General features: G+C 36.7%; 12 protein-coding genes and 2 pseudogenes. 10 read left to right on the top strand and 4 right to left on the bottom strand.

The genetic code is table 11. From position 1 onward, the window contains the following. Positions 1 to 545: 545 nt before the first annotated feature. From pdhA to lpdA, 4 genes are read left to right on the top strand one after another with little or no spacing between them, the layout of a single operon-like run. A complete protein-coding gene (gene pdhA / locus RVS70_RS08490; RefSeq protein WP_226983656.1) occupies positions 546 to 1,589 on the top strand; it encodes a pyruvate dehydrogenase (acetyl-transferring) E1 component subunit alpha in 1,044 nt (347 codons plus the stop codon). Positions 1,590 to 1,592: 3 nt separating this feature from the next. Then, positions 1,593 to 2,570 (top strand): alpha-ketoacid dehydrogenase subunit beta, encoded by a 978-nt coding sequence (locus RVS70_RS08485; RefSeq protein ID WP_026680753.1) that lies wholly within the window; start codon positions 1,593 to 1,595, stop codon positions 2,568 to 2,570. 22 nt (positions 2,571 to 2,592) lie between these two features. Continuing rightward, on the top strand, positions 2,593 to 3,867 hold the full coding sequence (locus RVS70_RS08480) for a dihydrolipoamide acetyltransferase family protein (protein ID WP_121605034.1): 1,275 nt from the start codon (positions 2,593 to 2,595) through the stop codon (positions 3,865 to 3,867). 3 nt (positions 3,868 to 3,870) lie between these two features. Further along, positions 3,871 to 5,277 (top strand): dihydrolipoyl dehydrogenase, encoded by a 1,407-nt coding sequence (lpdA, locus tag RVS70_RS08475; protein WP_321132856.1) that lies wholly within the window; start codon positions 3,871 to 3,873, stop codon positions 5,275 to 5,277. A 224-nt stretch (positions 5,278 to 5,501) separates the two neighbouring features. Here lpdA and RVS70_RS08470 read toward each other — a convergent pair whose 3' ends face one another. Continuing rightward, entirely contained in the window at positions 5,502 to 5,885 is a 384-nt protein-coding gene (locus RVS70_RS08470) for a hypothetical protein (RefSeq protein WP_026680756.1), read from the bottom strand. 372 nt (positions 5,886 to 6,257) lie between these two features. Then, positions 6,258 to 7,787, bottom strand: a complete 1,530-nt coding sequence (locus tag RVS70_RS08465; RefSeq protein ID WP_026680757.1) for a glycine betaine uptake BCCT transporter — start codon at positions 7,785 to 7,787, stop codon at positions 6,258 to 6,260. A gap of 276 nt (positions 7,788 to 8,063) precedes the next feature. Between RVS70_RS08465 and RVS70_RS08460 the strand changes: the two genes are divergently transcribed. Both RVS70_RS08460 and RVS70_RS08455 read left to right on the top strand, forming a co-directional pair. Beyond that, positions 8,064 to 8,921 (top strand): polysaccharide deacetylase family protein, encoded by an 858-nt coding sequence (locus RVS70_RS08460; RefSeq protein WP_026680758.1) that lies wholly within the window; start codon positions 8,064 to 8,066, stop codon positions 8,919 to 8,921. Positions 8,922 to 9,071: 150 nt separating this feature from the next. Then, positions 9,072 to 9,179, top strand: coding sequence for a GapA-binding peptide SR1P (locus tag RVS70_RS08455; protein WP_080668661.1), 108 nt, complete (start codon positions 9,072 to 9,074; stop codon positions 9,177 to 9,179). 171 nt (positions 9,180 to 9,350) lie between these two features. On the opposite strand, the gene RVS70_RS08450 is transcribed toward RVS70_RS08455, so the two are convergent. Next, a complete protein-coding gene (locus RVS70_RS08450; RefSeq protein WP_321132853.1) occupies positions 9,351 to 10,817 on the bottom strand; it encodes an aminotransferase class I/II-fold pyridoxal phosphate-dependent enzyme in 1,467 nt (488 codons plus the stop codon). Positions 10,818 to 11,164: 347 nt separating this feature from the next. Here RVS70_RS08450 and RVS70_RS08445 point away from each other — a divergent pair, with 347 nt between their 5' ends. From RVS70_RS08445 to RVS70_RS08435, 3 genes and pseudogenes are all read left to right on the top strand, one after another. Further along, positions 11,165 to 11,434 carry a UPF0223 family protein gene (locus RVS70_RS08445; RefSeq protein WP_026680760.1) on the top strand — a complete coding sequence of 90 codons (270 nt, stop codon included), beginning with the start codon at positions 11,165 to 11,167 and terminating at the stop codon, positions 11,432 to 11,434. A 130-nt stretch (positions 11,435 to 11,564) separates the two neighbouring features. After that, positions 11,565 to 11,750: pseudogene (locus RVS70_RS08440) on the top strand (transposase); the annotation flags it as partial. A 17-nt stretch (positions 11,751 to 11,767) separates the two neighbouring features. Then, a pseudogene (locus RVS70_RS08435) lies at positions 11,768 to 11,938 on the top strand (zinc ribbon domain-containing protein); the annotation flags it as partial. Positions 11,939 to 12,068: 130 nt separating this feature from the next. Here the strand turns inward: RVS70_RS08435 and RVS70_RS08430 are convergent. Then, positions 12,069 to 12,686: a YktB family protein gene (locus RVS70_RS08430; RefSeq protein WP_166530961.1), complete on the bottom strand. Its 618-nt coding sequence runs from the start codon at positions 12,684 to 12,686 to the stop codon at positions 12,069 to 12,071. 232 nt (positions 12,687 to 12,918) lie between these two features. On the opposite strand from RVS70_RS08430, the gene RVS70_RS08425 reads away from it, so the two are divergent. Then, positions 12,919 to 13,110, top strand: a complete 192-nt coding sequence (locus tag RVS70_RS08425; RefSeq protein ID WP_026680762.1) for a hypothetical protein — start codon at positions 12,919 to 12,921, stop codon at positions 13,108 to 13,110. Positions 13,111 to 13,329: the final 219 nt, after the last annotated feature.

The following is a 13,329-nucleotide window of genomic DNA, read 5'->3' as shown; positions in this document are numbered from 1 at the left end:
GGAAAGGGAAGTGGGCAGCCGGAGTGGTGGTCAAGCAAGCAGTAGCTATTATTCCATAATAGCTACTAGAGGAAGCGTAAATCTGAGCATTTAGTGATAAGGACTGAGCGAATTTTGCTCCGTTTTTTTAATTTTTATATAGAAACATTGGTTATAAATATTTTAATGGTAATGATTATAATACAGTTTTTAATATGTAATATAACAGAGGGGAGGTAAATGCCATATAAATCACTAGCCATTATTAGGCTGTTTTAAAAATAAATTAATAAAAACAAAGTGTTTGACCAACTGAAATAATTAAGCTAGAATTTACATGAAAAGAAATTGTACTAATGATTTTTGCTTTATTTATGTAACAGATAAATGTGAAAGTAGCTTTGATTAATCTAAAACGGAAAAGGGTACATAGTTAATAGCAAAAAGTACAGATTTTTTTCGTATTTTGGGTACGCTAGAAATGACAATACCAATAAGGATATAAAGAAAGGAAGAGGTGAACTATTTTGAAACACGTATTAGAAAGTGTTGAAAGTCAGTTCGAAATGTTCCAAATTCTTAACGAAGATGGAAAGATTGTCAATAAAGATGATATGCCCGAACTATCTGATGACGAATTAAAGGAACTAATGCGTAGAATGGTATACACTCGTGTGTTAGATCAGCGTTCTATTGCTTTAAATCGTCAAGGGCGTTTAGGATTCTATGCACCAACTGCTGGTCAAGAAGCTTCTCAATTAGGAAGTCAATTTGCATTGGAAAAGGATGATTTTCTTTTACCAGGATATCGCGATGTTCCACAATTAATCTGGCAAGGATTACCTTTATACCAAGCTTTCCTATTCTCAAGAGGTCATTTTCATGGTAATCAAATGCCTGAAGGTGTAAATGCAGTTAGTCCACAGATTATTATTGGAGCACAATATGTACAAACTGCTGGTGTAGCTCTAGGTATTAAAAAACGTGGTAAGAAAGCAGTTGCTGTAACTTACACTGGTGATGGCGGTACATCACAAGGGGACTTTTATGAAGGAATAAACTTTGCTGGTGCATATAAAGCGCCTGCTATTTTCTTTGTACAAAATAACTACTTCGCGATTTCAGTACCTGTTGAAAAGCAAACAAATGCTAAAACGTTGGCACAAAAAGCTGTAGCTGCTGGTATTGAAGGAATCCAAGTAGATGGAATGGATGTACTTGCTGTTTATGCTGTAACTAAACACGCTCGTGAACGTGCTATTAATGGTGAGGGCCCAATGCTTATTGAGACATTAACATATCGTTATGGTCCACATACGATGGCTGGAGATGACCCTACACGTTATCGTACAGATGATTTAGATAACGAATGGGAGAAAAAAGATCCACTTGTTCGCTTCCGCAAATTCTTAGAAGGTAAAAATCTATGGTCTGAAGAAGACGAAAGCAAAGTAATTGAAGAAGCAAAAGAAGAGATCAAAAAAGCTATCAAGCAAGCTGATGAGTATCCAAAACAAAAAGTAACGGATTTTATTAGCAATATGTATGAGGAACTTCCATATAACCTTCAAGAACAAATGGAAGAATACAAAGAAAAGGAGTCGAAGTAAATCATGGCACAAATGACAATGATTCAAGCAATCACGGATGCATTACGCACAGAATTAAAAAATGATGAAAATGTGCTTGTGTTCGGAGAAGATGTTGGTCAAAATGGTGGCGTATTCCGTGCTACTGAAGGACTGCAAGCTGAATTTGGCGAAGATCGTGTGTTTGATACACCGTTAGCTGAATCTGGCATTGGTGGTCTTTCAATTGGACTCGGTTTACAAGGCTATCGACCAGTACCAGAAATTCAATTCTTCGGCTTCGTATATGAAGTAATGGACTCTATTAGTGGACAAATGGCACGTATGCGCTATCGTTCTGGTGGATCACATAGTTCACCAATTACAATTCGCTCACCTTTTGGTGGTGGAGTACACACTCCAGAGCTACATGCTGATTCTTTAGAAGGATTAATTGCACAACAACCAGGAATCAAAGTAGTAGTTCCTTCAACTCCATATGATGCAAAAGGTTTGCTGATTTCAGCTATTCGTGATAATGATCCAGTGCTATTCCTAGAACATATGAAGCTATACCGCTCATTCCGCGGAGAAGTACCTGAGGAAGAATATACAATCGACTTAGGAAAGGCTGAAGTTAAGCGTGAGGGAACAGATGTTACGCTTATTTCCTATGGTGCCATGGTACACGCTTCATTGAAGGCAGCAGAGGAATTAGAAAAAGATGGTGTACAGGCTGAAGTTATCGACTTACGTACGATCTCACCTCTAGATATTGATACCATTATCGAATCTGTTAAGAAAACAAATCGTGTCGTTGTTGTCCAAGAAGCACAGCGTCAAGCAGGTATTGCTGCAAATGTTGTAGCTGAGATTCAAGAGCGTGCAATTTTACATTTAGAAGCACCAGTATTACGTGTTGCAGCTCCAGATACAGTATATTCTTTCTCAGCAGCAGAAGAAGTATGGTTACCAAACCATAAAGACATCGTAGAAAAAGTAAACACTGTAATGAATTTTTAATAAGAGATAGGAGGTAATACGAATGGCATTTGAATTTAAACTTCCAGATATTGGTGAAGGAATTCATGAAGGCGAAATTGTCAAATGGTTCGTAAATGAGGGCGATGACATCAAAGAAGATGATGTATTGTGTGAAGTCCAAAATGATAAAGCTGTCGTAGAAATCCCTTCTCCAGTTGAGGGTACAGTAAAAAAACTCCATGTGGATGAAGGAACGGTAGCTGTTGTAGGAGATGTACTAATAACGTTTGACGCAGAAGGTTATGAATCAGAAGATTCAGCTTCTGAAGATAATAAAGAAGAAGCTCCTAAAGAAGAAGAAAAACAAGAAACAGCAGCTGATAAAAAGCAAGATACTACAAATGATGGTAGCGACAAACGAGTGATCGCAATGCCTTCCGTTAGAAAATATGCGCGTGATAACGATGTGAATATCTCAGAGGTTACTGGTTCTGGGAAAAATGGCCGTATTTTAAAAGAGGATATTGATAGCTTCCTAAGCGGTGATCAGCCTGCTAAAACTTCTGAAGAAGCTAAAGAAACGAAAAAAGAAGCTTCTGCACCTACGGCTACAACTGCTGTGACTGAAGGTAACTATCCTGAAACACGTGAAGCGATGAGTGGAATTCGAAAAGCTATTGCTAAAGCAATGGTTAATTCGAAAACGAAAGCTCCGCATGTTACGTTAATGGACGAAGTTGACGTTACAGAATTAGTAGCACATCGCAAGAAATTTAAAGCTGTAGCTGCGGAGCAAGATATTAAACTAACTTACTTGCCATATGTAGCGAAGGCGCTTGTATCTGCTTCTAAGAAATTCCCGATTTTAAATGCTGCGGTGGATGATGAGACAAATGAAATTGTTCAGAAGCATTATTATAATATTGGAATTGCAGCTGATACAGAAAAAGGACTACTTGTTCCGGTTGTAAAAAATGCTGATCGTAAATCTATTTTTGCTATTTCTAAAGAAATTAATGAATTGGCAGAAAAGGCTAGAAGTGGTAAACTATCACCTGAAGAGATGAAGGGTGCTTCAAATACAATTACAAATATTGGTTCTGCAGGCGGACAATGGTTTACGCCGGTATTAAATTATCCGGAGGCAATAATTCTAGGAATCGGCAGAATTGCTGATAAACCAATTGTTCGAGATGGAGAGATAGTAATTGCACCGGTACTCGCATTATCATTAAGCTTTGATCATCGCATTGTTGATGGTGCAACTGCACAGTTAGCGCTAAATCAAATTAAGCGATTATTAAGCGATCCACAATTAATTATGATGGAGGCGTAGGTTATGGTTGTAGGAGATTTCCCAATTGAAGTAGATACGTTAGTTGTTGGAGCTGGACCAGGTGGCTATGTTGCTGCCATTCGAGCTGCACAATTAGGTCAAAAAGTTACAATTGTTGAAAAAGGTAACCTCGGGGGAGTTTGCTTAAATGTTGGGTGTATCCCATCAAAAGCATTAATTCAAGCAGGACATTTAACAGAACATGCTTATGGAAATGAACAGTTAGGTATTAAAACAGAGAACGTAACTGTAGATTTTACTAAAGTCCAAGAATGGAAGGGTACTGTTGTTAATAAATTAACATCAGGAGTAGAAGGTCTGTTAAAAGGTAACAAAGTAGATATTATCAAAGGTGAAGTTTACTTTGTGGATAAAAATACAGCAAAAGTTATGGATGAGAAAAACTCTCAAACATATACCTTTAATAACTGTATTATTGCAACAGGCTCTACACCAATTGAAATTCCAACATTTAAATTCTCTGAACGTGTATTGGATTCTACGGGTGCCTTAAACCTTAAAGAAATTCCAGAGAAAATGGTCGTTATCGGTGGAGGATATATTGGAACTGAACTTGGTACAGCGTATGCTAATTTTGGTACTGAAATAACAGTACTTGAAGGTACAAAGGATATTCTCGGTGGCTTCGAAAAACAAATGAAGCAAGTTGTGAAAAAACGTCTGAAGAAAAAAGGTGTAAATATCATCACAGAAGCTATGGCTAAAGGTGTTGAAGAAACCAAAGATGGCGTAAAAGTATCCTATGAAGTTAATGGTAAAGAGGAAACCGTTGAAGCAGATTATGTATTAGTAACAGTTGGTCGTCGTCCTAATACCCAAGAGCTTGGTCTAGAACAAGTAGGTATTGAAATGAATGATCGTGGTCTAATAAAAATTGATAAACAATGTCGCACAAACATAGATAATATCTATGCTATCGGTGACATTGTAGAAGGTATGCCACTTGCTCATAAAGCATCTTATGAAGGTAAGGTTGCTGCGGAAGCAATTAGTGGAGAAAAATCAGAGATTGATTATATAGGTATGCCTGCAGTTGTATTCTCTGATCCAGAATTAGCATCAGTTGGTTATACTGAACAAGAAGCAAAAGATGCTGGTTACGATGTAAAAGCTGCTAAATTCCCATTTGCTGCTAATGGTCGTGCGCTATCATTAAATGATAGTGATGGATTTATGAAATTAATCACTCGTAAAGAAGACGGTCTTGTAATTGGGGCACAAATCGCTGGACCAAATGCTAGTGATATGATTGCTGAAATTGGTATTGCGATTGAAGCTGGAATGACAGCAGAGGATATCGCACTAACTATTCATGCTCATCCTAGTTTAGGTGAGATTACGATGGAAGCTGCAGAGGTAGCTTTAGGTACACCAATTCATATGCTGTAATATAAATTAGAGGCTATCTCACAACAGCTGAGGTAGCCTTTTTTATTCGCATAAAGAGTTCCTTAGCTGGCAGTCTAGTCGTTATTATTATCTAAGCCAGGTACAGGTAAAACCACTGCTATTTTTGCTATAAGACATAGTAGAAAACTCCCGCAGAAGATAAACTATTTCTGGGGGAGTTTTTTTCTATTTCAAACAACTTATAGGAGCATTCAGTCCATCTATTAGTTGATGATTTGCTCTAATTTATCCATGAGATCATTTTTTGCTATATCTCCAGATAAATGTTCGATTGTCTTCCCGTTTTTCATGATAACTAAGGAAGGTGATTCAGGTTTTAATCCCATTTCTAAATCGTCCATCGTTTTTTCCTCTTTTTGTACATCTTTAAAAGCGGATGGATATTTAGCTTTTATCTCAATAATTGCATCAAAATATATATTCTCTAAATCACTATTCGAGTTATTTGTAAAAAACATAACATTGTAACCATTCGGTTGAAATGAAATAACGTCTATTGTAGTTGCATTTGTCGCTTGGCATCCTGATGAAAAAATCAGTAGGAATAAAGCAAGTACAGGGATGAATAAGCTTCTAATTTTCCTCACCTACCTGTTTAATAATCATATATACATCAGTTTACCAAATAGAATGCTTAACATAGCGTTTGTTATTGAACTGTTAATGGATTGAAACGCATCTGTTGGATTAGTAATAAAGCTATAAATAAAACGAAATGCAGATGTAATAGGGATTCGAGTCTTGCAAAATGTACACAAGCACCAGAAAACTGTTACTCGTCATGTGTGAGAAGGAAGAGCAGGTTCGTTTGAACCGCCTTTCTAATGATGGTAAGTGGATTTTCCGTATGAGAAAAGAAAAAATAAAACGTAGCTTCAAAGAAAAAAAATGTTGTTATTGCTGTTTGCGCAAAAAAAGCTTGTAGAAAACACACAAGGCTTTTTCTACAAGCTGAGGTTCTAACCCCTTCTTTTGCTTCCTAAATCAATTTCCTTTGCTTCCTGTCTAAATGACTTAACTAACGAGATAACAACAAGTAGCATTATGATGGCAAATGGAAAGGCAGCTATTATGGATGCCGTTTGTAAAGCATTTAATCCACCTTGCCAAAGTAGTACTGCTGCAGCACTCGATTGTATAATACCCCAAATGAATTTTACTGAATTAGCTGGGTCTAGGCTACCGCCTGTTGTTTGCATTCCTAATACAAAAGTTGCTGAATCTGCTGATGTAATGAAGAATGTACAGATTAATAAAATTGCAATGATGGATATAACGATACCAATAGGAAATTGTTCTAGTACAGCAAACAAGGCTAATTGTTCACCGCCACTTTCAATGTATTGCATGATATTAGCACCTGCATTCGCTTCTAAGTGTATGGCTGATCCACCAAACACTGAAAACCAAAGTGCTCCGAATATAGTTGGTACGAGCAGGACGCCTAAAACAAATTCACGTATCGTTCTACCGCGGGAAACCCTAGCGATAAATGTTCCTACAAATGGGGCCCAAGCAATCCACCATGCCCAATAAAAAATGGTCCAGCCATTAATCCATTCTGCATTTTCTTCGTTGAATGGAGTCATTCTTAAGCTCATGCTAGGAAGGTTCTGTAAATAACTTCCTAGAGTTGTCGTGAAAAAGTTCATGATAAAATTCGTTGGCCCTAAGAATAATACGAAAAGCATTAATAATAATGCGAGCATTAGATTTGCATTACTTAAATATTTAATTCCTCTGTTTAAACCTGTCATAGCTGAAGTCATGTATAATACTGTAACAATAGCAATAATAATTAACTGCAAGGTTATTGTTGATTCAATACCCGTTACAAAGGAAAGACCACCACTAATTTGAATGGCGCCAAGTCCAAGGGAGGTTGAAACACCAAAAATAGTTGCGAATACGACAATGAAATCTACGGCGGTACCCCATCCACCCTTAATGCGATCACCAAATAGCGGCTCTAGTATGGCACTAACCACACCTGGAGCCTGTTTTCGGAATTTGAAATAAGCTAGTGCTAATGCAATCGTTGCATAGATTGCCCATGGATGAAATCCCCAGTGGAAAAAGCTATATTGCATTGCTGCTTTAGCTGCATCATTCGTTTCTGCTTCTCCAAATGGAGGGTTATGAAAGTGGGAAATAGGCTCTGCTGCACCCCAGAAAACAAGTCCAATTCCCATACCGGCACTAAAAAGCATAGCAAACCATGTTAAATAACTATATTCTGGCTTATCACCTGGTCGACCTAACTTGATGTTTCCATATTTTGAAAAAATAAGGTAGATCGCAAATCCTAGAAATGCAGTTGCACTTAATAAGTAAAACCATCCAAATTTATCTACCAAAAAGCCTTGAATAATTGACGTTACATTATCCAAATTTCCATTAGGCAATATATCTTTCGGGATAATGCCCCAAATAATAAACAATAATGCGATAATAGCTGAGATATAAAATACGCGTGTTACTTTTTTCACAAAAATTGTCCTTTCTATTTAAAATTTCTTTGATCTTATGTAGTAGGCGCACTTAGTGTATTAAAACATATAGTAAAGGTCTGAGGCAAATCTCACACCTCATGCTTTTACTATTCCCTTGTCAAAGAGGATCATACCATATATTTTCTTACCCAATTCGTAGTGTGTTTAAACTTTCACTTTATAGGAAATGGTATATTACTCATATTGTCAGTGCATTTTATGGAGGCTATAATATAGGTGACAGAATAATAAACTAAACAAGGGGACGATCTGATGAAGACATCATTCATAACACTTATAATCGCGATAGGACTTTTTCTGCTTGCTGGATGTGGTGCAAATGAAGCGATGCAACAACCAGAGCAAGAACAGGATCATTCAACCGATTCTACCGACAAAGAAAGCAGTGGAGAATTAGAGGGCAAAGATTCAAATGCCGAGGTCATAAAAAACAAAGAGGAAGATCAAACCGAGCCTATGTATGAAATAGCGGATGATTCATCAGTTGTACCTTTGGGTGAAGATACGAATGAAAAAGTAGTCTTATTAACCATTGATGATGTACCTGATAAACATGCTTTGGAAATGGCAAACACTTTAAAAAAGTTAGATGTAAATGCTATCTTTTTTGTAAATGGACACTTCTTAGAGACACCAGAGCAAAGAGATATGCTAAAACAAATTCATGAAATGGGATTTGTAATTGGTAATCATACATACAGTCACCCAAATTTAAAAGATTTAACGGATGAAGAGCAAACGAAAGAAATAGTGAGAGTTAGTGATCAAATTGAAGAAATAATTGGCGAAAAACCATTATTTTTTCGAGCACCGCATGGGTCTAACACGGAGCATTCAAAACAGGTTGTAAAAGATGAAGGAATGGTCCTAATGAATTGGACATATGGATATGATTATTTTAAGCCTTATATGGATGCAAAGAAATTGACCACGGCAATGATAACAGGTGAGGGGCCTGAAGTAGGGGTTGATTATTCACTGCTCAAACCCGGCGCTAATTTATTGATGCATGACCGTGAATGGACAAACGAGGCATTAGAGAATATTGTGAATGGGTTGAGAGATAAGGGCTATGAAATGGTTGATCCTCATCTAATCAAAACATTATAATACTGTAATCTACAACCGCTGCGAAAAGTAGCGGTTTTTAATTTGGATTAATTATTAAATGTGTCATACTATTTTAAGGTTGATTTTTTTAATGTGACATATTATAATATGAATACGCTATCACAATTCATTAAAAAGGAGTTGGGCCAAATGGGCACAGTTGTTTGCCAAGATTGTCAAAAAGTCATTGAACATTATGATGAAGAGAAAGTTACCACTTTATATGGTACTTGTCCGACTTGCCGTGAAAATAAATAATAAAGTTAATATATACCTATTAAAGATAGCTAGCTCTCATTAGGGCTAGCTATCTTTTTGTGTACAATTATGGGATTTAAAAATATGATTATAGGCTAATTTATGTGGAATGTGGATAAAGAGTATAAAAAATTGTTTGCTATTATGGTTAACCTAGTTATTAGTTTAAAATCATTTAAACGGCTTATATTCCTTAATTACCTGGATCGTTTCAAGTGTTTCATCTAGAAGTCCTTGTACAGGTAGTCCAGCATCAATATTTTTTTGAATATAAGAGATATTTTCATTCGTAATGATCTCTCCAGGTATAAATATAGGAATCCCTGGTGGATAGATCATAATGGATTCTGCGCTGATTCTACCTGCTGCCTCCTTAAATAAAACGGTTTCTGTCTCTGCATAAAATGCATCTCTAGGTGCTAAAGCAAGGATGGGAATATCGGGTATGGTAACTTGTACATCCGTTACAGATTGTTTCTTAACTTTTTCTAGATGATTTAGCCCCTCCATTAATTTACTAATGGAAGAAAGAGAATCGGCAGGGGTAATGATGCATAATACATTATAGAGATCGGAAAGTTCTACTTCTATTGCATGCTTTTCCCTTAAAAATAGTTCAGCTTCATAACCGGTAATTCCTAAATCTTTCACGGAAATGATTAACTTAGTCGGATCATATTGATTTATTGCTTCTGATCCTAATAATTCAGAGCCAGCACAATAAAGATAAGCTAGGCTGTTGATTTGAATTCTGGCATAGTTGGCAAGTTCTATCGTTTTGGTTAGGAGCTCTTTCCCTTTAGTAGCTAATTGTTTTCTTGCAGTATCTAAAGAAGCTAACAGTAAATAGGAAGTAGAAGTCGTTGTTAGCATTGATATAACTGTTTGTACTCGTTCATGTGAAATAAGCGTACCTTGAAGGTTTAAAATCGAACTCTGGGTTAATGATCCTCCTAATTTATGAACACTTGTAGCGGCAAGGTCAGCTCCAGCCTGCATGGCAGATATTGGTAAGTCATCATGGAAATGAATATGTACTCCATGTGCCTCATCAACTAAAACAGGTATACGATATGAATGTACCATCTTTACAATTTCTTCTAAGTCTGCTGCAATACCAAAATAGGTAGGGTTAATAACCAAAACCGCCTTAGCTTCCGGGTGTGCTTCAAGAGCTTGCTCAATAGAAGTTGGCGTAATTCCATGAGAAATACCTAATACTTTATCTAATTCTGGATGAATAAAAACAGGTATAGCACCAGAAAAAATAATGGCAGCTGTTACAGATTTATGGACATTTCTGGGTACAATTATTTTATCACCAGGGCCACAGACGCTCATTACCATTGCCATAATAGCACCGCTTGTTCCTTGCACAGAAAAAAAGGTGTGCTCCGCACCAAATGCTTTGGCAGCTAGTTCTTGAGCATGCTTAATAATTCCTTGTGGATGATGTAGATCATCTAAAGGTGTAATATTAATTAAATCCATCTTAAAGGCATTCTCGCCTAAGAACGTACGAAATGTATCATCAGCAGCCCTTCCTTGTTTATGACCTGGTATATGGAAGGGGATAGGATTTTTGTTAATATGTTCTAATACACCGGTAAATAATGGTGTATGATGCTGTTCATCCAATAGGAACACCTCTCTATGATGTCAGACTAAAATATCGAAAGTATTATAGCAAAAGACAACCATAAATACTAGTCGTTCAACAAGAATAAATGCTAAAATAGAAGAAATAGTTATTGATATAATTCTTTAGAAAAGGTTTTTAGCAATTAAACATTAAAAAACATTAAAAACCCAATCTTTCAAAGAGATTAGCTCATTCGGCTTTTGCTGATTTATCGGTAGGGAATGCTAGTGAGTTAGCAGATTGCTGCAATGAGCGAAGCAGACACAGAGAAGAATATCTTCCAGATAGTTATAGAAAGAGACTTATCAAAACATAAAAGCTTGATGCTGAAAGGGGTCGTGGCATGAGTTATCATTATCCTATTGATGAAACCTGGACGAAGGAGGAAGTAATACAGGTGGTTCAATTCTTTTCACTGGTCGAACAAGCATATGAAAAAAACGTTGACCGTACTGTATTATTGACTGTATATAATGATTTTAAGAAGGTCGTTCCCTCGAAGAGTGAAGAGAAGAAACTATTTCGAGAATTTGAACAGGGATCTGGATATGCATGCTTTCCGGTTATAAGACACGCAAGGGATTCAGATCAACATAAAATATCTATGAAATAAAACTGGCGAAGCGTATTTTAACGTACTTCCGAAAGAAGTCTCCATCTTCAAGCGTGTGAAGGGCGGAGCCCAACGGTAAGGGGGGAGATGAATTTCGGTTGGGCGACAGCCCAAAGGCTTTTTTCCTTTTTTGTTCAAAGCACAACCCAACAGTGAATGATCGAAATTCATCAATGCCTATAAAAGTGCCAGTTCAAGACTTAGCAAGAGGGATTTTCCTCCTGTTCGTAAAAAGTTATGGAAAGAAATGTTTTGGTCAAGAAGTTTTGGTTTGTTGACAACTGGCGGTTCGCCTATTGAAGTAGTAAAAAAATAGATTGAAAATCAAAGGATATTGATAAATGGTTCCCATCTACCAAAACTTGTTCGAGTTGCGGAAATACCCAACCAATGCCTATAGAAATTAGAACATACGCTTGTTCGTGTGGGCTAAATCTCGATAGAGATTATAATTCAGCGCTTCATATCAAAAAAGAAGGCATTCGCTTATTAGCAAGTGCCTAATGAAAATATAAACTCTTGGAACAAGAGGGTTAGCTTGGTCCATTTCGTCAGCTACCAAAAGTGGCGATTACCCAAGAAGCCCCCTCTTCAAGCAACCCGTAAGGGTAAGTGGGGGGAGTAGTTCACTATACTATTTACTATTTACTGCTTTTTTATAGAAAGGTAGTAGAGAATCAATGGTACTTGTTGCTTGATGTAAGAATGCGTCTCCATCATACACACGGTCATCATTTCTATCTAAATGTAGACCAACTAGAAATTCAGCCTTCTTTACGTCGCGGAATCGTTTAACATCTTTTAGCTCTAAGTCTTCTATACTTTTTGCATCTTTTTTCATATGATCTAGTGATACGACAAAGTTTTTAGGAAGTTGTTTTAATTCATCAAAACTATTAATGAATGTCTGGGCAATGGCTGATTTATGATCTAGTTCATAAATCAGTGCTAACCAAATGAATACATGATCATCAAACAAACCTACCTGAAAGTGTGGGTGTTTTTTGTATCCCCGTTTATTCGCAGCAATAGCTAGCCATGTATCTTTTGGCGGATTTACTGTTCTACGCGCATGCTTGGCAATATGTACGAATACTTCATTCCCTACTTGCGTAGCTAAATAATCTGCCAAAAAGCTACCGATTTCTTGAAATTTTGGCTGTATCCGTGTTTGAATTGCCTCCATTCTTGATTCAAGTCCATCAATGAAAAATGTATCAAAATCTTTTTTTTCAAAACCATTAAAAACCATTTTAATCTCCCTTTCTTCTGTCTAGTTATCAAGGTGTATTTCTGCAGATTCTAATTATAATAATTATTATTAAGTATTTATTAAAGCAAGTCAAGTTTTATAAATATAATGTTTAAACAAGTCGTTTTAAGGGGAAATTATAACAATAAGTAGCGGAATTATAAGATTTATTGAACCAAATGGTGATGATATTCATAAATATATTAAAAGCGATCGAAAGGTTGTGTACAAATTGAAGTACGTTATGGAGGCTTTACGTCGTAAAGAAGCCCAAGAAAAATTGCCTGTGATCCGCATGGAAATTGATTATGAACTTGTAACACTTTATGATGCGATGAAGAGTGAAGATACTGTAGGAATTATAAAAAGTAAAGAGCGATTAAAGCAGCTGAGGAGACAGCTAATGGAGATTGATAATGAATAGAGTGCTTTGACCTTCAATAACGGTATTTCATCCGTATTGAGGGTTTTTTCATAGTCTAGATAATGAAATTATTAAATTTGCCCATGTGGATAAATATGGAAATATTGAGCCGCGTCCAGCTCTAGCACCCAGAAACGAGGCGACTTCACGAATCGCCCTAATCTAAGTCATCATCGGCTCGCAAGCTCACCGTGATTCCTTTATGTCTGTTGACTCACT

The sequence above is a fragment of the Virgibacillus sp. M23 genome, assembly GCF_034190895.1.
Lineage (GTDB): Bacteria > Bacillota > Bacilli > Bacillales > Amphibacillaceae > Virgibacillus > Virgibacillus salarius.
This window is presented reverse-complemented; position numbering and strand designations above follow the sequence as displayed.